The following is a 24951-nucleotide window of genomic DNA, read 5'->3' as shown; positions in this document are numbered from 1 at the left end:
AACGAGTAGATATGCTCGGCAATGTAGACAACCGGACGTTCTCTCTGTGATGACCTCATGTATATCGGGCTAGTGGCCCTGATGAGTATGAAAAGAGTATATGAGAGAGCAAAAAAACGCCTTTGCTCGCCTTGATCAGACAATCAGTCAGTCTCCTCATATTCTGCACCGTAAAAACCTTCAATGTTAACATCTCGGCAACCAGATTCTTTCGTGATGGCCAAGTAATGGTTTCTCAACTTTGTTCCCGGTATATCCTCCGCGGCGCTATAATCATAATGGTTTCCAGTAAACTCTCTCTCACTTAACGTGATATAATCTCCGCCTAGTGTAATCCTCTGCAGCTTCATATTAACGGTGCATCCTTCTGCATTCAATATTGAAAATCTGTAATACAGCCGACCTGGCTCATATGGGATATTACGGTTTGGTATAAAAAATCCCGTATGATTTTCAGTCATGATAAAACTCACTTTGTTTCATCATTCGCAGCCATCGCTATCGTATATGGCATATTCAAATTCAACGCGAAACACACCAATAAACTAACCAATAATTTTTTCATCCACAGTCCCCTTTTCCACATGATATCTCATTTCTCTATTTAGGAAATGCAAAGCAAGGTAACATGGGTCCTTTGAAATAAAAAATAGACGTGCTATTACACACGTCTAGGTCACCTCATCTTGATCCATTAACGATTATCAATCGTCTCCGGATACAAATCATGATTCATCATACGGTACTCGGCCATCTTCTCGTACTTCGTGCCAGGCTTTCCGTAGTTTGTATACGGGTCAATGGAAATTCCGCCTCTTGGCGTGAATTTGCCCCATACTTCAATGTAGCGCGGGTCCATTAATTCAATCAAGTCGTTCATGATAATGTTCATGCAGTCTTCGTGGAAGTCGCCATGATTTCTGAAGCTGAACAGGTACAGCTTTAATGATTTGCTTTCTACCATTTTTTCATCAGGAATGTAGCTGATGTAGATCGTCGCAAAGTCAGGCTGGCCTGTTTTCGGGCATAAAGATGTAAATTCAGGACAGTTGAATTTTACAAAGTAATCGCGGTTTACATGTTTATTCGGGAAGGATTCCAGCACGTCCGGCGCATATTCAAACAAATAATTTGTTCCTTGGTTGCCAAGCAGTGTGACACCTTCTAATTCTGATTCTTTTCTTGTCGTCATATTCATCTTCCTTTCTATTATACGCCGCGTTTGTTGCCCCATAACAGGGTGTGCAGCTGCGGAAGCACTCTGACCAGATTCAGCTCCGCGTCGGCAGCTACCTTATCAACAAGCGCTTCATATTTTGCAAGCAAATGCGTAATCAATGTCTGATCATCTGTCGTATGCACGTCATCATTACCGACTTGTAAATAAAACGGGATTTCCGGATAACGCTTGTGCACCGTTTTGGCAAACGCCAAATCTTCATCATTAAAAATGACTACCTTCAAGCTGACAGCATGCTGTCTGTTATTCTCTTTCAGTGAAGTCAAAATGTGATCAAGCTTTTGAAAGTTCGTCACCATTTTTGAGCTTGGCGGTTTTGGGGAAATTGTCAGATCATCGATCAGCGTAAACCAGTCCTGATAAACAGTCCCTTGGGTTTCCAGCGCTGCACGGATGTTGTTTTCCTTCAGCAGCTCGATAAAAGCATCCAGCTGTTTTAACAAGGCCGGGTTGCCTCCTGAGATCGTCACGTGGGAAAACGCGTCTCCCCCGATTTTCTTAAGCTCTGTCAAAATCTCCTCAGCCGTCATCCAGCGAATATCTTTTTTAGCAGACCCGTCCCAAGTGAAGGCGGAGTCACACCAGCTGCAGGAATAATCACAGCCGGCTGTCCGGACGAACATCGTTTTCTGTCCGATCACCATGCCTTCTCCTTGAATCGTCGGGCCGAAAATTTCTAATACAGGGATTCCTTTAGCCATTCAAACCACCCTTTTTCGGACGGTAGACACAATAACTTGTCGGTGTTTCACGGACAAACACCTGTACACAGCTTGGCTTGTTCTCCAATGTGTCTAAATAAGCCTGTACGTTGTCATAAATCGTTTTCGCAACAACTTCAGTTGTCGGCAGCGAATACCGGTCGTCCTGAGAAAAATCTTCATGATCATTTAAAAGCGTATGATCATAGTTTCCGTGCACCAGTTTTTTGAGCACGCTGAAATTAACAAGGAAGCCGGAGTCATCAAGTTCATCGCCGGCAACGGTTATATTTACAGTATACGTATGTCCATGAACCCTGCTGCACGCTCCGGCACTTTCCCGAGGGATAAAATGAGCAGCCGAAATGTGCATGTCCTTATTCAGTTCAAATGAATAAGGATGCTGGGCCTGCGGATAAATTTGAGATAACAATTTATGCACGCTCTCCTTTCATCGCCATATATTCTTCATAACCTTTGGAACGGAGGTGGCATGCCGGACATTCGCCGCAGCCGTCTGCGATGATGCCGTTATAGCATGTCAGCGTGTTATTTTTTACAAAATCAAGCGCGCCAAGCTCATCTGCAAGCTTCCACGTTTCCGCCTTATTGAGCCACATGAGAGGCGTATGAATGACAAACGGCTTCTCCATCGCCAGGTTTACCGTTACATTGCAAGATTTCACAAATTCATCACGGCAGTCAGGATAACCGCTGAAGTCTGTCTCACAAACTCCTGTAATAATGTGGCGCGCGCCAATTTGGTATGCCAAGATAGACGCAAAAGATAAGAAAACCAAGTTGCGGCCCGGAACGAATGTAGATGGCAGTTCGCCGTCTTTTACTTCTATCTCAATATCGTTTCTTGTCAGGGCATTCGGCGCAAGCTGATTTAAAAGGGACATATCAAGCAAATGGTTTTTCACACCAAGCTTTTCTGCAATAGATTTTGCCACTTCAATTTCCTGCGAATGACGCTGGTTATAATGAAAAGTCACCGTTTCGACTTCTTCAAATTCCTTTAAAGCCCACAGCAAGCATGTGGTGCTGTCTTGACCGCCGCTGAATACGACAATTGCTTTTTCTTTTTTCATGATTCCTCTCCTTCTCCGCAATAAAAACGTCGGCGAGAGACATCGCTACAGCTGATTCACACAAAAAAACACCTTTTCGGAAGGTGCTCTAGAAAAACATAAAAAAGGCCGTATCCAAGGATACAGCTCGTCCTTAGTTTTTTATAGAGGGTGTAGCTAGAACCTCTCCCGCATATCGCACGGATTTTCTTCAATTTTTCACTTCTGCTATCTTACCATAATGTTGTTTTTATTGACAACAAAAAAAGTCAGCCACTAGCTTTTCGATCAAGCTTCGTTCTGCAATGACGGCCCGCTTCATTATATATGTATGTTACAAACTGCGCCGCCGGGGAACCTTTTTGCATATCAGGGCGCCGATGAAGGCCAGACTTACATAGCCAAACAAGGGATAAATCGTTGAAATCAGCTTGCCGTATCCAATTTGGCTCGTGATATAAGCCATAATCATAATGGCTGCAAAGATATATTTGCTTTTCATTGGCAGAAAGCTCTGCACTTGTTTTTCCAATCCATATAGATTGCCAATCACTGATGTGAATACTTCTCCGAAAATAATGAGTAAATAAATCAAATGGACAGATCGCGCAAAGAGATAGACCACTTGAGCCATCGGGATGTCATACAAAAATACATCCGGGAGAGTCGACAAAGACAGAAAGCTCGCCGACAGCACAATCGTCAGCATCGTGCCTCCGATTAAAGCGCCTTTTTTGATCACTTTTTCCGATGACATTTCATTCGCAAGCGGGACCAAAACCGCTTGGGCAAGCGATAAATTCAAAGCGCCGTAAGAAAATGCCGATAGGAGCCAATCCCAGCGATGCGGCCAGACCCACTGAGCAGCGTTCCGTGACTCGCTGAAAATAAAAGAGTCGGCCACCACAATCATAGAAAAGATGATCAAAAGAGGAACAACAAACACATTGACACCAAATATGCCTTTTACTCCTCTAGTCATCACAATTAAACTCAATCCGATCGTAATCAGCATCCCAATTTGAGCGGACATCCCCAGCTGTTCCTCAAAAAGCGCTCCTGCCCCAGAAAGCATTACAGAAGTTACTCCAAGGAGAACAAACAGCATAAAGACATTGATAATTCGTCCAGCCGTCTCCCCAAACAAAAATATGTTCATTTCTTGATATGACTTGGCATTGATTCGCTTAGAAATGATCATCAGCTTGGCACCCAGGAACGTAAACATTCCGCCGCTGACGATAATACCGAATAAACCGAACCAGCCGAACTTCAGAAAAAATTCAACAATTTCCCTGCCAGTCGCAAATCCAGCTCCGACTACTGTGCCGACATACACAAAAGCAAGCTGACTTGCAGACCCTTTTGATTGTTCCATTTCTCCCCTCCGAACGAACCGCAGTTTTGTCCATATTTGCCTTTTTATAACCTATGAGACAAGTTCCTTGAAAAGACGAAGAAAACATGTTTTACTGTGTAAACAAATCAAAAATATGTTGTGCAAAAGACTTGAAAGTCAAAGATGGTCAGAGTATACTGTTAATCAAAGTTGGTCAAACAAACCGGCCTTTTTTAAAACCGTTTGGTCAAAGTTAGTCAAATAGTCAGACTGCTCTGAGCATATTGTTTTGAAAGCCGATGGGTTTGCCGTATACTATTAGTCAAAGAAGGTCAAATCAGAACGGCCTTTTTATTCACATTCATTGGTCAAAGAAGATCAAATATTTAAGGAGGTTTTGGCAAATGCGTTGTCAACATTGTCATAAAAACGAGGCGACGATTCGCCTTAACATGCAAATAAATTCCGTTCATAAACATATGGTTCTATGTGAAACTTGCTATAACGAACTGACCCGCAAACCTTCAATGAGCATGGGTCCTCAATCTTTCGGTTTTCCGTTTGAACAGGCATTCCAGCCGAAAGACCAAAGCGCAGCAAAACAAAGCGAGAAAAAAGGGTTGCTTGATGAGCTGGCTCAAAATATGACAAACGGTGCAAAAGCCGGTCTTATTGACCCGGTCATCGGCCGTGATCAAGAAGTGTCGCGCGTGATCGAAATTCTGAACCGCCGCAACAAAAACAATCCGGTTCTCATCGGGGAGCCGGGTGTAGGGAAAACTGCCATCGCCGAAGGACTCGCTTTAAAAATTGTTGAAGGTGATGTTCCAAACAAACTGAAAAACAAAGAGCTTTACTTGCTGGATGTTGCATCACTTGTTGCAAACACAGGGATCAGAGGCCAATTTGAGGAGAGAATGAAACAGCTGATCACTGAGCTGAAAGAACGTAAAAATGTCATTCTGTTCATTGATGAAATACATCTTCTCGTTGGCGCAGGCTCTGCGGAAGGATCTATGGACGCAGGCAACATTCTCAAACCTGCCCTTGCCAGAGGCGAACTGCAAGTCATCGGTGCGACGACGCTGAAAGAATACCGTCAAATCGAAAAAGATGCCGCGCTGGAAAGACGTTTTCAGCCTGTCATGGTGCAGGAGCCTTCCATTGAACAGGCCATCCTCATTCTGCAAGGGATTAAAGACAAATATGAAGCATACCATGGCGTGACATTCAGTGATGAAGCAATCAAAGCATGTGTGACTTTATCATCCCGATACATTCAGGACAGACACCTGCCTGATAAAGCGATTGACTTATTGGATGAAGCAGGTTCAAAAGCCAACCTGTTAATTGATGAGCTGAATGATGAGGATGCGGCTGAACGCTTAACTGCGATAGAAGCTGAAAAAACAAAAGCCCTGGAAGAAGAAAATTATGAACTGGCGGCAAAACTCCGTGATGAGGAAATCGCATTGGAGAAAAAACTGAACAGCTCTGCCGCTCATGCCGATGTCACTGTGGAAGCTGAGCACATTCAGGAAATTGTTGAACAAAAAACAGGCATCCCTGTCGGCAAACTGCAGGCAGATGAACAAACGAAAATGAAAGAGCTTGAAGCAAAACTTCATGAACGCGTAATTGGACAAGAAGCCGCTGTTCAAAAAGTGGCAAAAGCGGTGAGACGAAGCCGTGCAGGATTGAAATCCAAAAACAGACCAGTCGGCTCCTTCCTCTTTGTCGGTCCTACCGGCGTAGGGAAAACAGAGCTTTCTAAAACACTGGCAGATGAATTATTCGGCACGAAAGACGCTATTATCCGCCTCGATATGAGCGAATACATGGAGAAACACGCCGTATCTAAAATCATCGGTTCACCGCCTGGATATGTCGGCCATGAGGAAGCTGGACAATTGACAGAAAAAGTGCGCCGCAATCCATACAGCATCGTGCTGCTGGATGAGATTGAAAAAGCACACCCTGACGTTCAGCATATGTTCCTGCAAATTATGGAGGACGGCCGTCTGACAGACAGCCAAGGCAGAACCGTAAGCTTTAAAGACACTGTGATTATCATGACAAGCAACGCGGGTACCGGCGAAAAACAAACGAAAGTCGGTTTCCAATCAGATGACAGTGTCATCGAAGAACAAACATTGATTGATTCACTGAGCATGTTCTTTAAACCTGAGTTTCTCAACCGTTTTGACAGCATTATTGAGTTCCGCTCACTGGAAAAAGAACACCTGGTCAAAATCGTCGGCCTGCTGCTTGGAGAACTTGAAGAAACATTGGCAGAACGCGGCATCAGCTTGAGTGTGACAGATGAAGCCAAAGAAAAAATCGCTGAGCTGGGCTACCACCCTGCATTCGGCGCACGTCCGCTCAGAAGAACCATCCAAGAATGGGTTGAAGATGAAATGACTGATCTGCTGCTTGACAATAGCGAGATCACAAGTTTTCACGTTACTGCAGAAGACCATACAATCAAAGTGCAAGCAAAATAACGTTCAGCGGTTTCCTATTTAGGAGGCCGCTTTTTTTTTGCAGATTCATACTCTTGATTGAGAAAATACCGTTCCTTCCCCTGAAGCGTTACTTCCCTTTATCCTTTACACTTTTTCATAAGGAGGGGTGAAGCTTGTTTATATACAGTGAATACTTATTTCTATTATTATATGAAGACCGCATGAGGAATAGCTTGCCATCAAGCTGCCAATTTCATTACCGCTAAACCCGCGGGCTTTTCAATTTTGAAAGGCCTGTTTTTGTTTATTTCTCCCTTCTATGCCTCTTCCTTGAATATTTTCATGAACAAATTCACAATGTCCCTAAAGTTCCGGGCACCAAAACCGATATTAACCATAGATAAGCTAGTAAAAAAGGAATTGGTGAAAACTATGGATAAAACTTCGTTAATCGGTATTATTCTTGCTTTTGTGGCATTGAGTGTGGGGATGGTTCTGAAAGGCGTCAGCTTCAGCGCGCTTGCAAACCCAGCTGCCATTTTAATTATTATCGCCGGGACAATCTCAGCAGTCGTAATCGCGTTCCCAACAAAAGAAATTAAAAAAGTGCCTGCGCTGTTCCGAGTGTTATTTAAGGAAAACAAACAGTTGACAATAGAGGAGCTCATTCCTATGTTTTCTGAATGGGCCCAGCTTGCCCGACGCGAAGGCCTGCTTGCTTTAGAAGCAAGCATTGAGGATGTGGATGACGCGTTCCTGAAAAACGGACTCAGCATGGCTGTTGACGGACAAAGCGCGGAATTTATCAGAGACATCATGACAGAGGAAGTTGAAGCAATGGAAGACAGGCACCAAGCCGGAGCCGCTATTTTTACACAGGCGGGAACGTACGCGCCGACACTTGGCGTACTCGGCGCTGTAATCGGACTGATTGCCGCCCTTTCTCATATGGATAACACAGATGAGCTTGGACACGCCATCAGCGCGGCCTTTGTCGCGACCCTTCTCGGTATCTTTACGGGATATGTGTTATGGCATCCTTTCGCGAATAAATTAAAACGCAAATCAAAACAAGAAGTAAAACTGCGTGAAGTCATGATTGAAGGCGTTTTATCCGTTTTAGAAGGACAGGCTCCGAAAGTCATTGAACAAAAGCTTTTAATGTACCTTCCTGCGAAGGACCGCTTGAAATTTGCAGAACAAGGAGAGGCGCAAAATGGCGAGAAAAAAGAAGAAGAAGCATGAGGACGAGCACGTTGATGAATCATGGCTAGTTCCTTACGCCGATATCCTTACTCTTCTCCTGGCATTATTTATCGTGCTGTACGCGAGCAGCTCAATTGACGCAGCTAAGTTTCAAATGCTTTCAAAATCATTTAATGAAGTCTTTACAGGGGGCACCGGCGTATTGGACTACTCCAGTGTCACCCCTCCCGAAAACGAGTCAGACGGAATCGATGAAGTGAAAAAGGAAAAAGAAGAGAAAGAGAAAAACAAGAAAGAAAAAGAAAAGGCAGCTGACCAAAAAGAACTTGAAAACGTAAAGAGCCAGGTGGAAAAGTTCATCAAAGATAAAAAGCTGGAACATCAGCTCGAAACAAAGATGACTAGTGAAGGCCTTCTGATCACGATTAAAGACAGTATCTTCTTTGATTCTGGGAAAGCGATGATCCGCAAAGAAGATGTTCCGCTTGCAAAAGAGATTTCAAATCTTCTTGTGATTAACCCGCCAAGAAATATCATTATCAGCGGGCATACTGATAATATGCCAATTAAAAATTCTGAATTCCAATCAAACTGGCATTTAAGCGTCATGAGGGCGGTAAACTTTATGGGGCTCCTGATTGAAAACCCTAAGCTCGACGCAAAAGTGTTCAGTGCCAAAGGCTATGGTGAGTATAAACCGGTTGCTTCCAACAAAACAGCGGAAGGCCGAAGCAAAAACCGGCGTGTTGAAGTTCTTATCCTGCCAAGAGGCGCAGCGGAAACAAATGAAAAATAGCAAAAAAGGAAGCCTTGTGACATATCAGGCTTCCTTTTTTTACTTATTATGAAACTGTTTTGCGTTTAATCCTACTCTTTTTAACATTTCCGTACACATCTCCACCTCTTCTTCGCTTAATACGCTGATCATTTCATCAATTTCAGCAGCGTGATCAGGGAAAATATCATTCAAAAGACCGATGCCTTTTTCAGTGATTTGTGCAAATGTCACTCGTCTGTCTGTAGGAGACGCTTTCCGAATGAGAAGTTCTTTTTGCTCCAGCTTATCTACAACGTATGTGATGCTCCCGCTAGCCAAGAGAATTTTATCCCCTATCTGCTGCAGCGGCTGATCGCCTTTATGGTACAACAGCTCCAGTACAGCAAATTCAGTCGGATTCAGTCCATGCTTATGAATATGCTTATTCATATGATCGTTAATAGACCGGTACGCGCGCGACAGCACGATAAATAACTTCAGTGATTTTTCTGTCATGTCTCAATCATCCTTTTAGAAACCGTTACAGAGAAACATTAATAAACAAAGACCGAAATGTCAATAAAAATCTTTCCAATATTTCTCTTCTTTTTTATGGTATAAGCAGGCTGAATATCTTTTTCTAATTTTTTTGGTTAATTTTTCTTATTAAAGAAGAAGAAACAATGATATAATACCTCTAATCAGGTGTATGTTGGAGCGATGCAAATTGAAAATACTAAAAGGCGCCTGCGGGAGAGTCAAACTTTATATCATACTAGTCGTGATTCCGGCAATCGTCATCAGCTTTTTCGTATATGAAAAAGAAAAAGATACAATAGCTGCAGAACATAAGCAAGAAGCGAGTGTCCTGCTAAACCTTCACCGCAACAAAATCAATTATTTAATCGGTGAAACAAAGGCGAGAATGACCTCCTTGTCCATCGCCATCGACAGACCGGTTGATATAAAGAAAATGCAGTCAATTTTGGAAAAAACCTTTGATTCAGAGCCAAGGTTTTCCGGTCTCTATTTTCTAAATGCCAAAGGAGATGTCACCGCAAGCACAACAGAATTAAAAACGAAAGTAAACCTGGCCGACAGATCTTTTTTTACAAAAGCAAAGGAAACAAAAAAGACAGTCATTTCAGATAGTTATTCGAGCAGAATTACAGGCCAGCCGATTTTCACCATTTGTGTCCCTGTTTTGGACTCAAAACGAAATGTGACAGATTATCTTGTCGCAGCTATTCAAATTGATTATTTAAAAAATCTCATTAACTTGCTGAGCCCTGATGTTTATATCGAAGTTGTGAACCAAAACGGGAAAATGATTTTTACGAGCGGACAGGCCTCTCATGCAGAGGATCAGAAACCAGTCAGCGGATATCTGGATGATATCAGCTGGGATATGAAAGTATATCCGAACCCGGTCACAATAGAAGAACTGACAAAAAGCCTTTTGCTTCCACTTTCATGCAGTATTGTGCTGCTGAATATCCTTTTTATTCTCGTGCTGTATTATTTGCTGAAGCGGCAGACCCAGCTGGAGCGCTCGGAAAATGAGGCGCAAAAACTAGAGCTGATCGGGACGCTTGCTGCCAGCACAGCCCATGAAATCCGCAACCCGCTCACCGGCATAAGCGGCTTTATTCAGCTGCTGCAAAAGAAATACAAAGGTGAAGAGGATCAGCTTTACTTCTCCATTATCGAACAGGAGATAAAGCGCATTAATCAAATTGTGAGTGAGTTTCTCGTTCTCGGCAAACCGACAGCCGAAAAATGGGAGCTGAACTCGCTTCAGGATATTATCGGTGAAATTATGCCGATCGTCTATTCTGAGGGCAACCTGTACAATGTTGAAGTCGAATTACAGTATTTAACCGAGCAGCCCTTACTCGTAAAATGTACAAAAGATCATATTAAACAAGTGATCTTAAATGTAGCAAAAAACGGTCTCGAGTCAATGCCTGAAGGGGGCAAACTGACAATCTCCTTAGGAGCTTTGGATAATAAGGCCATTATCAAAGTTACGGATAACGGTGAAGGGATTTCTCAGGAAATGCTGGATCATATCTTCCTTCCCTTTGTTACTTCTAAAGAAAAAGGAACCGGTCTCGGCCTTGTTGTGTGTAAACGGATCGTGCTGATGTACGGAGGCACCATTCATATCGAAAGTGAAGTGCGGAGAGGAACAGAGGTGACCATCACCCTCCCCGTATCCGCTTCATAGCCCCCCTGACCGTGTCAGGAGGGTTTTTTATCTTCGTGATCTGGCGTTTCCATTCGACTTGCTTGCAGCTCTCCCAGAAAAGAGTATTTTAATAAAGCGCCACAGCAGTTTCAGAAGCAAAAAGAACATAAAGAATACTAAAAAACCCTTTAAACCTTCCGTGGCATCTAAAAACTCCATATTCCCTCTCCCCGTCACTTTTTGCTGAATTTCGATCGCAAATACGATGACAATGATGACTGTAACGGTATAGATAAAGGACAAAGCTGTCATGCTCCATTTAGATAGCCATGTAAACAAAGCATGAGTAACGCCGAAAAAGAAAATGCCAAAAACGCCGATCACCCAAAAATGCATTTCTTTGTCGGTTAAATGAATGCCAAACATTCCGCACAAAGAAATAAAAGCATCATGAAATTGATTGACCATTTCAGTAATGAAAATCGCCAGTTCTTTCATCAGTTCCCTCTTTCATATGAATTTTCCCAGAAAAAAAGAGCGCTTCTGAAAAGCTCTCTCTTTATATATGCATCTGACAGCGCCGCTATTTATTTGCATCATATGCCGGCATAACATCTCTGCGGGGCCACAAGCCTAATTTCTTTACAAGGCCTTGAATCCCTTGAGAATGTTCGTTTTCTTGCATGAGCTGGTGATACTCATTCATTAAACAATCCAGCTCCTGACTGTGCCTGATCGTGTCATGCCCTGTAAATCCCTGCTTTCTAGCGGCATCTATCATTAACTTTCTTTTTTCATCAATAGACACCAACAATCTTTCTTGTTCAGAACAACCGCCCATTCACTTCACCCCTCGCCGCTAAGAAATAGGAAACAAGTTTGATTGGGTTATTGTGCATTATTACAGATTATACTTTATTTGTAAACATATTTTCATTAAATAAGTTATTTTTTCAGGTATAATAGATATATTGATAGGATTAGAAGAACAATACCCAGATGAAGAATATCTTAAACACACCGCCAGGCAGGAGGTATGCTCAATGAAGAAAAGGAAAGCAATGATGCTCGGAGCGGCAGGCGGAAAAGCGATTTTAAAAAGGAAAAACCGGAAAAAATTCATTCAGCACATCACTGTTTTTTTTCAAATGCTCCGTGATTGGAGAAACGGTGACTACCCGCGTTCACAGGTGAAAACCCTTTTGCTTCTAACTGCTGCGATCTTCTATATCGCCATGCCGCTCGACATCATTCCAGACGTGATCCTCGGTCTTGGAATCGTAGACGATGCAGCTGTTTTAGGTTTGATTTGGATGCTGATAAAAAAAGAAATGTCACAATATGAAAAGTGGCGTTTGCAATAAATCTAAAAAGCCCCGTTCGATGAACGGGGCTTTTTTTGCTTATTGATTCACGCTGTCTTTTTCATAAATGGGAACCCAGCCTTCAGTCGTGACAAAGATTCTCACAGCGACAACTTTGCGGTCCTCCTGTAGCGTGAAATAATGGCGGATATTTTCAGGCACAGAGATTAAATCTCCTGGGTTTAAACGGACATCAAAAAACGTGCCGTCCTTGCCTTGAATGACAAAAATGCCGTGTCCGCTTACGATAAATCGGACCTCATCGTCTGTATGGTGATGCTCTCTTTTAAAGTTCTCAAGCAGTTCATCAAGTTTCGGATTGCTGTCTGACAATGAAATAACATCCTGTGCTTTGTAACCGCGGCGGGCTGAGATATCTTTAATTTCAGTTTCAAAGGCATCAAGAATTTGCTGTTTTTCTTCTTCTGTCAGATCATATTTCTCTGAGAGCTGTTCGGGGAGCTTCGCGATATCCCATTGCTCATAAATCACCTCTTGACTGTCCAGAAAGCTTGCTACTTCCTCTTGATTTTCAATCGTTGTATTTGCCTCATCATGAATTCGAATGGTTGCCATTTCAGTTCCTCCTTTTATTTAACCAGCTGATGCTGGAGTGTTTTCAATTTTAAATGGTAGCTGAACAAAAATTCATATGCTTCAAGCACTCTTTTTGCTTCAAATGCTGTTCTTCCCCAAGCGGTAATACCGTGATTGCGGATCAGGACAGCTCCTGAATCTTCTGAAACTTCTTCCGCAAACAATGCCGCTAGCGTCGGAATATGAGCCGGATTTTCAATGATCGGTATGGTCACTTCCGCATTCTCTTCCCACAGGCCGAGCGCTTTTATAATTTCCTGGCCCCTGAATGTAATGTTCTTTTGGTCTCCGTACAGCTCAGAGATTACATTATTGTTTACCGTATGAACGTGCAGGCAGCATCCGGCATTGGTTTTATTGTACAAATGTGTATGCAAGAGCGTTTCCGCTGACGGTTTCAAAGAATGTCCGTTTTCGGCAGGCTCTCCGTTTTGATCCACCAGCAGAAAATCTTCATCGGTTTCTTTTCGTTTATCTTTACCGCTCGCGGTTACGAGAAATGTCAAAGGCTCATCAGAAACTTTAATAGACAGATTGCCGCTAGTCGCCGGAAACCAATCTCTTTCTGCCAATTCCCGTTTTACTTCAGCGAGCTCTCGCCAGCGTTCTTGTTTTGCAGCCATTCCTGTACCTCCGTTACATTCTCAATATCTTTTCTAACCTCATAAAAATCTTGATACGGGAGATGATTCAGGTTACGCTCCCGGCATTCGTTTAATAAATAATCCCTTGCAAAGCAAAGGTCAGACAGCTTTGCCGCCTCCACATCTGTAACCGAATCACCGATCATGATGATATATTGGTTCGGTTCAGAAAGTTCATGTATCACCGACGGCTTGCAGCACCCGCATTGATTGCCGCACGTTCCCTTGCAAGAATGCGGCCAGTCAATATGAATATAGTCATTGTCAAATGATGCATGGTTGCAATAAATATGGTCTTTCTCCACAATGCCTTCAAGCAATGGATACACAAAAAAATCCATACCTCCGCTTACGACATAAAACGGAAGCTCATGCTCCTTGACAAACGCTACAAATTCCCGAAAGCCATCCCTGATTTTTGCATCTTCCAATACGAATCTTGTAATCTCTTCTTTTAAACTGCTCGGCAGTAGGCCGAACATCCGCCCGACACCTTCCTTAATCGACAGCGTTTTGGAAAGCACGCCGTCTTTTAATGCCGTCCATTCCGGCGGAGCGAACGTTTTCATAATGCTTATAATGTTGTCGTTCATCGTGATGGTTCCGTCAAAATCACAAATAATTAAAGGTTTTCGAGTCGTCATACGGCCTCAACCTTTCCCCATTTATCTAGCGCGAGTTTCAGGTTCTTGCATTGCTCGGCTTTTTCATCAATCGGCTGGGCTTCTAGGACCGCATCAATAATGGCCCTGAACGCTTTGCCTCCGCCTTGGGCGCCGTTCGGATGTCCGTGCACGCCTCCTCCTGCGTTAATAATATGATCTATGCCGAAATCCCTCATCAAAAGCGGAACCATGCCGGGATGAATGCCTGCTGACGGAACGGCAAATGTTTGATGAAAGGCATCCTCTCTCACACATTCTTCGTGAATCGCCAGCGCATCCTCTCTCGGAAGCGCAACCGAACCGTATGGAGACGGAAAGAGACTGAAATCAGCGCCGCAATACCGGTTTAATTTTCCGAGCAAAAGAGCGTGAGAAAACCCGTAAAACGGAGAAGACGTAAACGCCCCGCTGACAGCTGGATGCGCCATGATCGGGATGTGGATTTCAGGATCTTCCGCAAGGCTTTGCATGACGTCCAAGCCGTAAGCGAAGACATTAAACAAAAGCGCGTCCGCTCCCAATTCGGCGGCGCGTCTCGCTTTGTCTTTCAGGTCAGCCGTGCGTCCAGTCAAATTCACCGCATATAGTGTTTTGTGTCCTGTTTGCTCATACGTTTCTTTCAATATTTGCTTTCCCTCTGTAATTCTTGTTTCAAAAGGGGCCAGACCTGTCTCAAAGAAAATTTCATCGTCCTTAATTAAGTCAACTCCGCCAAGCGCCTGCTGTCTGAGCTGTTCTTTAATATCACTCAGATCTCTTCCGATAACTCCTTTAAAAATACTCATTAACAGCGGTCTCTCAAACTCTCCCAGCAGCTTCCGGATGCCGTATACGCCAAACTTCGGTCCCGGCAGCGTGCGCTTAAATGCTTCAGAGAACTGAAGATCGAGTAATTTGATTTTTCCGTCCAACGAGAGCTTGCCAAACACTGTTGTCAGCAAAGCCGGAATGTCCTGAGAGAAATTGATTTCAGGATAAGCAATTGTGATCACCGCTTGTTTTCCTGATGCAAGAGTTCCCTCTCTCTCCTCAACCTTTATCACCCGCCCCTTGTGTTTTTGCATTTGCTCCTGTTTTAAAAGGGGCAGATCAGTCCAGGAGCCCACTGTCAATCCTGTTGCGATTTGTTCTGCTTTTTTCTCCGTGTCGGCTCCCGGTTCTGTCAGGAGATATGTTGCTAATAACTCACTCATGCCAGAGCTCCTTTCATTTTCATCCATATAAAAAAACCTCTTCAAACAGCAATCGCGTCTAAAGAGGTTTCGTTTCTCGTCCGAATCTTATCTCTCAGCCGCCAGCTGCAAGAATTAGCACCGTGCTTTACAAGTCGGTTGCCGGGCTTCATCGGGCTCGTCCCTCTGCCTGCTCTTGATAAGAAAATATAGATTTTATAAATTATTTTGAATTATCCCATCGTTATAGGATCTTGTCAATGCTTTTTTGGGTAAACAGGTTTAGTTTCCCAATTCGATAAGCGGCTTCCTTGAGTCTTTCTTCACTTGTCAGCAGTCCGACTCTGACGTAGCCCTCGCCATATTCACCGAAGCCGTTTCCAGCCGCAACCGCCACATTCGCTTTTTCAAGCAAAAGGTCTGAGAACTGCTCAGAAGTATAGCCTTCAGGCACAGGCAGCCATGCAAAAAATGAACCTGCCGGAGCTGTCACATCCCAGCCGATTTCCCGGCATGCCGTGATCCAAGCGTTTCGCCTGCTCTCATATCGGGCATTTTGCTCCGCCACACACGTTTGATCAGCTAGCAGTGCCGCAGCTGCAGCCTCCTGAGTCGCTCTGAAAAGACTGACAAACATATGGTCTTGATATAGATTAATCGCTTCAATGACCGAAGCGTTTCCGACGGCAAAGCCAACCCGCCATCCTGCCATGTTATACGTTTTTGACAGCGTATAAATTTCAATGCCAATATCCTTCGCACCTTCAGTCTGCAAAAAGCTTAAAGGCTTGTTACCTTCAAATCCTACAGCGCCGTAAGCAAAATCGTGAACGACACAGACCCCGTTTTCTTTTGCAAAGCTTACGGTTTCTTCAAAAAATTCAGAGGTAGCAACAGCTCCGGTCGGATTATTCGGATAATTTAAATACATCAATTTCGCTTGATCCCTCACCTCAGCGGGGATGCTGCTGTAATCGGGTAGAAACGACCTGTCCTTTACGAGCGGCATCATTTCCATCTTCGCTTTCGCGAGTGTGACACCAGACCAGTAATCAGGGTAGCCCGGGTCAGGAACTAAAATCGTATCACCGGGATTCAACAAGCATTGCGGGAGCTCAACCAGACCAGCTTTCCCGCCGAACAATACAGCGACTTCAGTTTCCGGGTCAAGATCAATGCCGTATTCTCTTTTGTAAAAGGCTGCCGCAGCTGACTTCAGACTGTACGACCCGCGAAAAGACGAGTATTTATGATTTTCAGGATCGGCAACAGCTCGTTTCATTTCCTCGACGATATGCTCAGGAGTCGGCTGATCCGGATTTCCCTGTCCGAGATTGATAACGTCATATCCGTCTGCGAGCTTTCGGTTCACTTTCTGCACCAGAGAAGCGAAGAATTGTTTAGGCAATTCCTTCAATACATGAGACTGTTCAAATTTCATCTATTCTCACCTTCTAAAAAAATCTTGAAATGATAGTCCATCATCATATATGGTTAAATGAAAAAAGTAAAGCAAAATTTGGGGTGTTAAAAAGATGAAATGGACGATATCTTGTCTTCAATTTGATATTTCATACGGTAAACCTTCGGAAAATATTAAAAAGGCTGAATTTTTCATCGAAAAAGAAAGCAAACATGCTGACGTGATTGTTCTTCCTGAATTATGGACGACCGGATATGACCTTGCCAACCTTGATGAGCTCGCTGATGAAGACGGGCGTTCTGCCCAGAGCTGGCTGAAGAAAACGGCAAAGAAACATGGCGTTCATATTGTCGCCGGCTCGGTCGCTGTCAGAAAGGATTCCGATGTTTATAATACAATGTACATCGCGGATAAGAAAGGGCAAATCATTAAAGAGTACAGTAAAGCCCATCTTTTTCAGCTGATGGATGAGCATGTGTATTTATCTGCAGGTTCCGAAGACGGATACTTTGAGCTTGACGGCGTCAAAAGCTCAGGACTGATCTGTTACGATATCCGTTTTCCGGAGTGGATCAGAAAACATACGACAAAAGGCGCCAACGTGCTGTTTATTTCCGCGGAATGGCCTCTCCCCCGCCTTGATCATTGGAAAAGCCTGCTTATTGCCCGTGCCATTGAAAATCAATGCTTTGTCGCCGCCTGCAATTGTACCGGTTCAAATCCCGATAATGAATTTGCCGGGCATAGCCTGATTATTGATCCATGGGGGCGTATACTTGCTGAAGGCGGCCGGGAAGAAGGCATTGTCCGAGCGGAAATCGACCTTCAGGAAAGCGTTGAGGTGCGTGAAAGTATACCTGTTTTCGATGATATCAGAAAAGATTTATATTAAAAAATAGATTGACAACTTACTAAAACACCTGTTACTATGTTCATCAACTGATAAATTAGAATTGTTTAACAAGTGAATATATTCTCTTATCGAGAGTTGGGCGAGGGATTGGCCTTTTGACCCCAACAGCAACCGACCGTAATTCCATTGTGAAATGGGGCGCATCTTTTTCGCGCCGAGACGCTTGTCTCTTAAGGCACGGTGCTAATTCCATCAGATTTGATCTGAGAGATAAGAGAGGCGGACATAGACGTTAAGCCTCCTTCTCTCTGAGAAGGAGGCTTTTTTACGGCCCTTCAGCTGCAAACATATCAAGAGATTACATAATTGGAGGTTATGACAATGGGAGTCACAAAAACACCTTTATACGAAACGTTAAATGAAAGCTCCGCAGTGGCACTGGCGGTGAAGCTTGGTTTATTTCCAAGCAAAAGCACACTGACATGCCAGGAGATCGGCGACGGCAACTTAAATTACGTTTTTCATATTTATAATCAAGAACACGACAGAGCGTTGATCATCAAACAGGCGGTTCCTTATGCAAAAGTGGTCGGAGAAAGCTGGCCGCTGACAATCGATCGCGCAAGAATCGAAAGCAGCGCGCTCATCCGACAGGGCGAGCATGTCCCTCATCTTGTTCCAAGAGTGTTCTATTCCGATACAGAAATGGCGGTTACCGTGATGGAGGATCTTTCTCACCTGAAAATCGCAAGAAAAGGACTCATTGAGGGTGAAAACTATCCTTACCTGTCACAGCACATCGGTGAATTTTTAGGAAAAACACTATTCTATTCATCTGATTACGCGCTTGAACCTAAGGTGAAAAAACAGCTTGTTAAACAGTTTACAAATCCGGAGCTGTGCGACATTACAGAAAGACTTGTCTTTACAGATCCTTTCTTTGACCATGACACAAATGATTTTGAAGAAGAGCTTCGTCCTTATGTCGAGGAGCTTTGGAATAATGACAACGTAAAATTCGAAGCCGCTAAACTGAAAAAGTCGTTTTTAACATCTGCAGAAACACTGATTCATGGTGATTTGCATACAGGGAGTATTTTCGCCAGCGAACATGAAACAAAGGTGATTGATCCTGAATTTGCTTTTTACGGACCGATCGGCTTTGATGTGGGCCAATTCATTGCCAACTTATTTTTGAATGCACTCGGCCGTGACGGGGCTGACAGAGAGCCGTTATATGAACATGTCAAGCAGGTCTGGGAAACATTTGAAGAGACGTTCAGTGCAGCCTGGGAGAAAGACAGTTTGGATGTTTACGCCAAAATCGACGGTTACCTTACAGATACGCTCAGTCATATTTTTGAAGAGGCGATCGGGTTTGCGGGCTGCGAGCTGATACGCCGCACGGTCGGCCTTGCCCATGTTGCTGATCTTGATACGATCGTGCCGTTTGATAAACGAATCAATAGAAAACGGCTGGCGCTCGAAACCGGTGCAGCCTTTATCGAAAAACGTTCGGAATTCAAAACGATAACGGATGTTATTGAATTATTTAAGTTACTTGTAAAGGAATGATCCATTCATGACCCATTCATTTGCTGTTCCGCGTTCTGTTGAATGGAAAGAAACAGCCATTACCATTTTAAATCAGCAAAAGCTTCCCCATGTGACGGAATATTTAGAACTGACAACGAAAGAGGATGTATTTGACGCCATTGTCACGCTCAAAGTAAGAGGCGCCCCGGCCATCGGCATTACGGCTGCCTTCGGACTTGCGCTTGCTGCAAAAGACATTGAAACGGATGATGTCACTGAATTCCGCCGCAAGCTGGATGACATCAAACACTATTTAAACAGCTCACGGCCTACCGCCATTAATTTATCATGGGCGCTTGAGAGACTGAGTCATTCGATCGAAAACGCCATTTCCGTAAATGAAGCAAAAACAAACCTTGTCCATGAAGCCATTCAAATTCAGGTCGAGGATGAGGAAACGTGCCGGTTGATCGGTCAAAACGCCCTGCAGCTTTTCAAAAAAGGCGACCGGATTATGACGATCTGCAATGCAGGTTCTATCGCGACAAGCCGCTACGGTACAGCGCTCGCTCCATTTTATTTGGCCAAACAAAGAGATTTGGGATTGCATATTTATGCCTGTGAAACAAGACCTGTCCTTCAAGGTTCGCGCCTTACCGCGTGGGAGCTGATGCAAGGCGGAATTGATGTCACTCTGATCACAGACAGCATGGCCGCCCATACGATGAAGGAGAAACAAATTTCTGCTGTCATCGTCGGCGCCGATCGCATTGCAAAGAACGGTGATACGGCAAATAAAATCGGAACATACGGTCTCGCGATTTTAGCTAACGCCTTTGATATTCCGTTTTTTGTCGCCGCACCACTATCTACATTTGATACGAAAGTGAAGTCTGGCGCCGATATCCCGATAGAGGAACGGGATCCCGAGGAAGTAAGGCAGATTTCCGGAGTCCGGACCGCTCCATCCGATGTGCCCGTCTTTAATCCCGCTTTTGACATTACACCCCATGATCTCATTTCAGGAATCATTACAGAGAAAGGGATTATGACCGGTAACTATGAAGAAGAAATTGAACAGCTGTTTAGAGGCGAAAAGGTTCTTTAAAAAACCGCTGGACTTAGCTCATTCCGGGCCGAGTCAGCGGTTTTTTCGTTTGTTTTTATTGACCGTGATCATTTCATCTTTTTGAGCGCTTGATATGATATGCAGTTTCACAAACAGTTTGGCAAAAACGGCAATTTTCTCAGAGCGGCTCGGCTTCAATTGCTTTGTCCTCCTTTTTCACCAGACCAACTTTTTTAACTTAATAAAATGATATGTCGGCCGTGAAAAAAGGGAACGTGCCATATGTTTTATTTTTCTTTATAGGAAATTTGCTCAATGTTCAGCAAAAATGCTTTGATATCGGTTTTGCTCCCGGCGTAACCTGTTAACGCGCTGTTTTTGCCGATCACTCTGTGGCACGGGACAAAAATCGGCAGATCGTTACGTTTATTAGCCTGTCCGACAGCACGCACCGCTTTCGGACTGCCGACCGCAGCGGCAATGTCGGCATAGCTTCGGGATTCTCCGTATGGTATCGTCGCCAACGCTTCCCACACTTTTTGCTGAAAAGGGGTGCCCTTTTGGCTGAGCGGCAGAGCGAATGTCTTTCTTTCACCGGCGAAATACTCATGAAGCTGTTTTTTCGCTTCTGCCAGATAAGGTGTTTCCTTGTGCTCTGTAGTCTGAACGGTTTCTTTCCAATCCATCCAATCTTCCTGACTGAGAAATAGACGGGTAATCCGACCATCCTCCTCGGCAATAATAAATTCTCCGAGCGGCGTTTCCGCTGTCGCGTAGTAGTTCATTCATCAATCCTTCTTTCTTCAGCATTCTGTCTGACGGGAAGCGTAAGGTGAAAAACGGTCCCCTTCCCTTCTGCACTTTCTACCATGATTTCGCCTTGATGTTCTTCAATAATTTTATAGCTTACCATTAGCCCAAGTCCAGTTCCCCGTTCCTTTGTCGTATAAAACGGTTCTCCAAGGCGCTTTAATTTATCTTCTGTCATTCCGATTCCTTCGTCTTTTAAGGAGATGAGAATATGATCGTGATCCAATGTGCTTATCGTCACAAAAATGTTTCCACCGTCTGGCATCACTTCAATGGCATTTTTTAATATATTGATAAATACTTGTTTCAGCTGATTCGGTTCACAGTAAATCGGAGGAATGTCGTCAATTAAATCGAGATGCATTTGTACGTTGCTGAGATTGGCTTGCGCGTTCAGAAGATCTATGGTGTCTCTCATTATTTGGGTAACATGTTTTTCTTCATACATAATGGCCTGGGGCTTGGCTAAAATCAAGAATTCGGTGATGATGGATTCGATGCGCTTTAATTCTGAGGTGATCACGTTGAAGTATAGGGCGTAGTCTCCCTCCACACTCCCTTTCAAAAGCTGAATGAAGCCTTTAAGTGCAGTCATCGGATTTCTGATTTCATGAGCAATGCCGGCAGCGAGTTCGCCGACAACATGAAGCGTATCTGACTTGCGCAGGCGTTCCTCCAGTTCTTTTCGCTCCGTTACGTCTTTAAAGATAGCCAGGTTCATATTTTGAATAATATTTCGTTTAAATGAGAATTCCAGTTTTCTGTTGTCCCTGCTGCTCAGCAAAAACGGAATTTCGTTGTCCATTTCATCAAAATTAATCTGCCTTGCCGGTGAAGCAAGATTTTCTATTTCATACGAAGAAATAATATCTAACAGGCTGTGCTTTTTAATCTCTTCATGTGACAGGCCTAAAATATTGCTTGCTAACGGATTGGCATCGATGATCCTGTATTGATTGTCGAACAATACATTGCCATCCATTGAGCCGTTGAACACTTTTCTGAATTTCAGTTCACTTTCCCGAAGCTCCTTTTCCATCCGCTTTCTGTCGCTGACATTTCTCAAAATCGTCAAGTGCTGGTTTTCAAGTATTGTCCGCTTTGAAGTGAATTCGAGTTCTTTGAACTGCCCGTTCCCCATTTGAAACAGTAGCTCTTCTCTGATCTCTCCGTATTTTGCGTATTTCCTTTTCGTTAGGCTGTATTTCTGCTGCGAATCAACGAGAAAATCACACAGCCTTCTTTTCAACAGCAAATTCATCGGCAGCTCAAAGATTTTACAGGCTGACTGATTCGCTTTCACGATTCTTCCGTCATTCGACCAGATGATAATGGCATCCATCGCATTTTCAAATATTTCTCTGAAGCGCTCCTCGCTTTTAAAGAGCTGCAGCTCCATAGACCGCTTCTCTGTGATATCCCTCATAATAGACATATAAAACCCGCTGATGATGTTTGAGGTAATCGTAAATTCAAATAGCTTTTGAACGCCTGAACGAAGCTTGACGGGAAGCTCCCCCTTCGCTTTTCCCTTACGGTTGAGGGTCTTCCAAGTGTTGTCGAAATCTTTTCGTGAGCCGCTGTCTATGAACTTATACAACGATAAATGAGACAGCTCATTATGATTGATTTCAAAGCTTTTACAGAAGGATAAATTGGCATCGATAAAACCGCCGTCTTTATCAAACAGGACGATTCCGTCAACAGCCCTGTCAAACAAGTCTTTAAAAAGCTGTTCATTCATAGAGAATTCCCGCTCCAGAATCTTCTTTGATGATATATCTCTCATGACAACAAAAAAGAAATCCTCGCCGATCCCTCTTTTGGCCAGAAACTCTATGTATTTTGTCGCACCGCCATCAAGCCTGATCGGAACCTCCTTCCACAGGAAGCCTTTTTTTAAAAACTTCTTTACGGCAAGATTCAATTCATCCTTTGGGACTGAAAACAAAAAATCCAAAACGGAACGCTTTTTCAAATCTTCCGCATCAACTTGAAGCATCCTCTCTGTCGCTTCATTCGCTTGAACGATTCGCATTTCATTATCACATATAAAAATAGCATCGAGCGTATTGTTGACAATCACTTGATGCTGATTCAATTCCTTTTTCAGCCGGGCATTTTCTTCTTTGAGACGCTTCAGTTCTTCCTGCAGCTCCGAATTATCCTGGACACCAAGAGTTTCCATGCTTGTACACTCCTTCTTCAAAACCTATCCCTCAATATTTCTACAAAATGCGGGAACTTCCTTCATTCGCCCTATAAATTTCAGAAAATTTCAGCGCGATTACATATCGAAGACATTTTCTACGATCCTTACTGTCACTTTACATCGTCCTAACAATCAGCGGTTTTTTAGATTCCTTTTTCATCTTTTATTTTAAAATATATACCAGCAGGGAATAATCTCTTAGTGACTGATGAAAGAGAAGGTGATGCTATGAATAAATCGCGGGACAGTTATTTTGATAATGCAAAATTCTTATTGATATTCCTTGTTGTTTTCGGTCATATTCTTCGTTCCTTTATTAATGATAATCATTTTATGCTCTACCTCTACAAGTTCATTTACACATTCCACATGCCTGCCTTTATTCTTGTATCCGGTTATTTCGCGAAGGGCTTTAAACGCCCGGGGTATGTGAAAAAGCTGGCGGTAAAGCTGATTATTCCGTATTTGATTTTCCAAATCATCTATTCCGTCTTTTATTACATTATGCAAGACGAAAGCATGGCAAATGTGAATCCGATTGATCCACAATGGTCGTTATGGTTTCTCGTAAGCTTATTCTTTTGGAACCTGCTGCTTTATCCTTTTTCAAAGCTTTCAAAGCTGTGGGCGCTGTTTGTCAGTTGCGGAATCGCCGTGCTGATCGGCTATCTGGACTTTGTCAGCAATACGCTGAGCTTGTCGCGGACATTTGTATTCTTACCGATGTTCCTTGTCGGATTTTATTTAAATCAACATCATTTTGATATATTGAGATCAAAACGAGGCAAACAAATTGCGCTTGGGGTGCTTGCCGCCGTCTTCGTGATCTGCTGGGGCATTGACTTTGACTATTCTTTTCTGTTTGGCTCAAAACCGTATTCTTCATTCGGTGACGTTACCTTGGCAAGCGGACTTTCCCGAATCGGCTGGTATGTGCTCGCCTTTGCGGCAACCTTCAGCTTTTTAGCGCTCGTTCCGCAAAAACGATATTTCTTTACCAAATGGGGCACCCGGACATTTTATGTGTATTTGCTTCACGGGTTTATTATTAAAACGCTGAGACAGGTAGGGCTTGAGGATGGGCTTACTGACTATCAGAGTTTAGTGATTCTCTTGCTGTTAACAGCAGCCCTGACATCAGTCCTCTCAAGCAATTTTGTTAAGACAGTTGCCCAGCCGTTTATAGAGCTGAGAATGACCAGTCTATTGCAAGTTGTCAGAGGAACGGGCAAAAATGCTTATATAAAATAGAAAAGCGCCTCTTAAGCGGAACACCGCCTAAGAGGCCTTTTTTATTTTCGTTTTTTTTCTTTTTTCTTGTCAGGCTTTGTGACTTCCAGCGTTTCGATGATCTTTCCGGCATTATAATCCCCAAATTCACTTGAGAATTCTTCCTCCAGCACCTTTTTATTCATAGGCTTTTTATGATTTTGCATGTCTCTGCTATGACGATTTTTCTTCAAAATCACATGCCTCCTTGCTGACCTTGTTTGGAATTGCGATTTGCACCCCTAAAATTCGGGTCGTCATGATACTGTGTCTTATATGAATTTGGGTCCATGCTCTCGGTAGGTGTATTGTTATTTTTAATGGCTTCATTCACTTCAGCTTTGCGCTTCATAGAAATCCTCCTC

28 protein-coding genes and 3 riboswitches are annotated in these 24951 nt (G+C 43.5%); of the genes, 9 read left to right on the top strand and 19 right to left on the bottom strand.

The features are described 5' to 3' along the window. Positions 1 to 143: 143 nt before the first annotated feature. The 6 genes from EFK13_RS07675 to EFK13_RS07650 all read right to left on the bottom strand — a co-directional run bounded on the left by EFK13_RS07675 (position 144) and on the right by EFK13_RS07650 (position 4392). Positions 144 to 377, bottom strand: coding sequence for a hypothetical protein (locus EFK13_RS07675; protein WP_248894270.1), 234 nt, complete (start codon positions 375 to 377; stop codon positions 144 to 146). A 317-nt stretch (positions 378 to 694) separates the two neighbouring features. Beyond that, positions 695 to 1192 carry a preQ(1) synthase gene (gene queF / locus EFK13_RS07670; protein ID WP_003218613.1) on the bottom strand — a complete coding sequence of 166 codons (498 nt, stop codon included), beginning with the start codon at positions 1190 to 1192 and terminating at the stop codon, positions 695 to 697. Positions 1193 to 1209: 17 nt separating this feature from the next. Continuing rightward, positions 1210 to 1941 (bottom strand): 7-carboxy-7-deazaguanine synthase QueE, encoded by a 732-nt coding sequence (gene queE, locus EFK13_RS07665; protein WP_129505887.1) that lies wholly within the window; start codon positions 1939 to 1941, stop codon positions 1210 to 1212. Then, complete coding sequence (queD, locus tag EFK13_RS07660; RefSeq protein ID WP_072182858.1) at positions 1934 to 2383, bottom strand: 6-carboxytetrahydropterin synthase QueD; 450 nt, start codon at positions 2381 to 2383, stop codon at positions 1934 to 1936. The genes queE and queD overlap by 8 nt, the downstream gene beginning before the upstream one ends. Then, positions 2376 to 3035, bottom strand: coding sequence for a 7-cyano-7-deazaguanine synthase QueC (queC, locus tag EFK13_RS07655; RefSeq protein ID WP_024572588.1), 660 nt, complete (start codon positions 3033 to 3035; stop codon positions 2376 to 2378). Before queC ends, queD begins: the two co-directional genes overlap by 8 nt. A gap of 127 nt (positions 3036 to 3162) precedes the next feature. After that, positions 3163 to 3207: riboswitch (PreQ1 riboswitch) on the bottom strand. 141 nt (positions 3208 to 3348) lie between these two features. Next, positions 3349 to 4392 (bottom strand): YkvI family membrane protein, encoded by a 1044-nt coding sequence (locus tag EFK13_RS07650; protein ID WP_129505888.1) that lies wholly within the window; start codon positions 4390 to 4392, stop codon positions 3349 to 3351. A 365-nt stretch (positions 4393 to 4757) separates the two neighbouring features. Here EFK13_RS07650 and clpE point away from each other — a divergent pair, with 365 nt between their 5' ends. The 3 genes from clpE (at position 4758) to motB (ending at position 8820) form a co-directional block, all read left to right on the top strand. After that, the gene (clpE, locus tag EFK13_RS07645) at positions 4758 to 6857 is read left to right on the top strand and encodes an ATP-dependent protease ATP-binding subunit ClpE (RefSeq protein ID WP_129505889.1); all 2100 of its coding nucleotides are present in this window, start codon (positions 4758 to 4760) and stop codon (positions 6855 to 6857) included. Between the two features lie 393 nt (positions 6858 to 7250). Beyond that, positions 7251 to 8063, top strand: a complete 813-nt coding sequence (gene motA / locus EFK13_RS07640; protein WP_003238984.1) for a flagellar motor stator protein MotA — start codon at positions 7251 to 7253, stop codon at positions 8061 to 8063. Continuing rightward, complete coding sequence (gene motB / locus EFK13_RS07635) at positions 8035 to 8820, top strand: flagellar motor protein MotB (RefSeq protein ID WP_129505890.1); 786 nt, start codon at positions 8035 to 8037, stop codon at positions 8818 to 8820. The genes motA and motB overlap by 29 nt, the downstream gene beginning before the upstream one ends. A gap of 39 nt (positions 8821 to 8859) precedes the next feature. Here the strand turns inward: motB and mhqR are convergent, their stop codons facing one another. Next, entirely contained in the window at positions 8860 to 9297 is a 438-nt protein-coding gene (mhqR, locus tag EFK13_RS07630; protein WP_003232475.1) for a MarR family transcriptional regulator MhqR, read from the bottom strand. Positions 9298 to 9490: 193 nt separating this feature from the next. Between mhqR and kinD the strand changes: the two genes are divergently transcribed. Beyond that, complete coding sequence (gene kinD / locus EFK13_RS07625; RefSeq protein ID WP_129505891.1) at positions 9491 to 11011, top strand: sporulation kinase KinD; 1521 nt, start codon at positions 9491 to 9493, stop codon at positions 11009 to 11011. 27 nt (positions 11012 to 11038) lie between these two features. Here the strand turns inward: kinD and EFK13_RS07620 are convergent, their stop codons facing one another. Both EFK13_RS07620 and spo0E read right to left on the bottom strand, forming a co-directional pair. Continuing rightward, positions 11039 to 11470: a hypothetical protein gene (locus EFK13_RS07620; RefSeq protein WP_129505892.1), complete on the bottom strand. Its 432-nt coding sequence runs from the start codon at positions 11468 to 11470 to the stop codon at positions 11039 to 11041. A gap of 85 nt (positions 11471 to 11555) precedes the next feature. Next, positions 11556 to 11813: an aspartyl-phosphate phosphatase Spo0E gene (gene spo0E / locus EFK13_RS07615; protein WP_129505893.1), complete on the bottom strand. Its 258-nt coding sequence runs from the start codon at positions 11811 to 11813 to the stop codon at positions 11556 to 11558. 202 nt (positions 11814 to 12015) lie between these two features. Here spo0E and EFK13_RS07610 point away from each other — a divergent pair, with 202 nt between their 5' ends. Beyond that, a complete protein-coding gene (locus EFK13_RS07610) occupies positions 12016 to 12336 on the top strand; it encodes a YkvA family protein (protein ID WP_129505894.1) in 321 nt (106 codons plus the stop codon). Positions 12337 to 12375: 39 nt separating this feature from the next. On the opposite strand, the gene mtnD is transcribed toward EFK13_RS07610, so the two are convergent. The 5 genes from mtnD to mtnE all read right to left on the bottom strand — a co-directional run bounded on the left by mtnD (position 12376) and on the right by mtnE (position 16855). Further along, complete coding sequence (gene mtnD, locus EFK13_RS07605; protein ID WP_129505895.1) at positions 12376 to 12912, bottom strand: acireductone dioxygenase; 537 nt, start codon at positions 12910 to 12912, stop codon at positions 12376 to 12378. A 14-nt stretch (positions 12913 to 12926) separates the two neighbouring features. Next, positions 12927 to 13556, bottom strand: coding sequence for a methylthioribulose 1-phosphate dehydratase (locus tag EFK13_RS07600; RefSeq protein WP_129505896.1), 630 nt, complete (start codon positions 13554 to 13556; stop codon positions 12927 to 12929). Beyond that, positions 13514 to 14221 carry a 2-hydroxy-3-keto-5-methylthiopentenyl-1-phosphate phosphatase gene (gene mtnX, locus EFK13_RS07595; RefSeq protein WP_129505897.1) on the bottom strand — a complete coding sequence of 236 codons (708 nt, stop codon included), beginning with the start codon at positions 14219 to 14221 and terminating at the stop codon, positions 13514 to 13516. The genes EFK13_RS07600 and mtnX overlap by 43 nt, the downstream gene beginning before the upstream one ends. Then, complete coding sequence (mtnW, locus tag EFK13_RS07590) at positions 14218 to 15435, bottom strand: 2,3-diketo-5-methylthiopentyl-1-phosphate enolase (RefSeq protein WP_129505898.1); 1218 nt, start codon at positions 15433 to 15435, stop codon at positions 14218 to 14220. The genes mtnX and mtnW overlap by 4 nt, the downstream gene beginning before the upstream one ends. Positions 15436 to 15519: 84 nt before the next feature. Further along, a riboswitch (SAM riboswitch) is annotated at positions 15520 to 15620 on the bottom strand. A 38-nt stretch (positions 15621 to 15658) separates the two neighbouring features. Next, positions 15659 to 16855 (bottom strand): methionine-glutamine aminotransferase, encoded by a 1197-nt coding sequence (gene mtnE, locus EFK13_RS07585; RefSeq protein WP_129505899.1) that lies wholly within the window; start codon positions 16853 to 16855, stop codon positions 15659 to 15661. 94 nt (positions 16856 to 16949) lie between these two features. Between mtnE and EFK13_RS07580 the strand changes: the two genes are divergently transcribed. The 3 genes from EFK13_RS07580 (at position 16950) to mtnA (ending at position 20334) form a co-directional block, all read left to right on the top strand. Next, the gene (locus tag EFK13_RS07580; protein WP_129505900.1) at positions 16950 to 17729 is read left to right on the top strand and encodes a carbon-nitrogen family hydrolase; all 780 of its coding nucleotides are present in this window, start codon (positions 16950 to 16952) and stop codon (positions 17727 to 17729) included. Between the two features lie 83 nt (positions 17730 to 17812). Further along, positions 17813 to 17967: riboswitch (SAM riboswitch) on the top strand. A 104-nt stretch (positions 17968 to 18071) separates the two neighbouring features. Next, a complete protein-coding gene (gene mtnK, locus EFK13_RS07575) occupies positions 18072 to 19265 on the top strand; it encodes an S-methyl-5-thioribose kinase (protein ID WP_129505901.1) in 1194 nt (397 codons plus the stop codon). A gap of 7 nt (positions 19266 to 19272) precedes the next feature. Beyond that, positions 19273 to 20334, top strand: coding sequence for an S-methyl-5-thioribose-1-phosphate isomerase (mtnA, locus tag EFK13_RS07570; RefSeq protein ID WP_129505902.1), 1062 nt, complete (start codon positions 19273 to 19275; stop codon positions 20332 to 20334). Between the two features lie 33 nt (positions 20335 to 20367). Here mtnA and EFK13_RS07565 read toward each other — a convergent pair whose 3' ends face one another. The 3 genes from EFK13_RS07565 to kinE form a co-directional block, all read right to left on the bottom strand. Further along, a complete protein-coding gene (locus EFK13_RS07565) occupies positions 20368 to 20493 on the bottom strand; it encodes a hypothetical protein (protein ID WP_064813112.1) in 126 nt (41 codons plus the stop codon). Positions 20494 to 20582: 89 nt separating this feature from the next. Then, complete coding sequence (locus EFK13_RS07560) at positions 20583 to 21080, bottom strand: methylated-DNA--[protein]-cysteine S-methyltransferase (protein WP_129505903.1); 498 nt, start codon at positions 21078 to 21080, stop codon at positions 20583 to 20585. After that, on the bottom strand, positions 21077 to 23293 hold the full coding sequence (gene kinE, locus EFK13_RS07555) for a sporulation two-component system sensor histidine kinase KinE (protein WP_129505904.1): 2217 nt from the start codon (positions 23291 to 23293) through the stop codon (positions 21077 to 21079). Before kinE ends, EFK13_RS07560 begins: the two co-directional genes overlap by 4 nt. Before the next feature lie 252 nt (positions 23294 to 23545). Here kinE and EFK13_RS07550 point away from each other — a divergent pair, with 252 nt between their 5' ends. After that, positions 23546 to 24568: an acyltransferase family protein gene (locus EFK13_RS07550; protein WP_129505905.1), complete on the top strand. Its 1023-nt coding sequence runs from the start codon at positions 23546 to 23548 to the stop codon at positions 24566 to 24568. Between the two features lie 41 nt (positions 24569 to 24609). Here the strand turns inward: EFK13_RS07550 and EFK13_RS07545 are convergent, their stop codons facing one another. Together EFK13_RS07545 and EFK13_RS07540 are read right to left on the bottom strand one after the other, a co-directional pair. Further along, positions 24610 to 24780, bottom strand: a complete 171-nt coding sequence (locus tag EFK13_RS07545; RefSeq protein WP_064813120.1) for a hypothetical protein — start codon at positions 24778 to 24780, stop codon at positions 24610 to 24612. Positions 24781 to 24782: 2 nt separating this feature from the next. Beyond that, entirely contained in the window at positions 24783 to 24938 is a 156-nt protein-coding gene (locus EFK13_RS07540) for a hypothetical protein (RefSeq protein ID WP_003232510.1), read from the bottom strand. Between the last annotated feature and the right edge of the window lie 13 nt (positions 24939 to 24951).

Origin of the sequence: Bacillus cabrialesii, from assembly GCF_004124315.2 — a bacterium.
GTDB classification, from domain to species: Bacteria; Bacillota; Bacilli; order Bacillales; family Bacillaceae; genus Bacillus; species Bacillus cabrialesii.
This window is presented reverse-complemented; position numbering and strand designations above follow the sequence as displayed.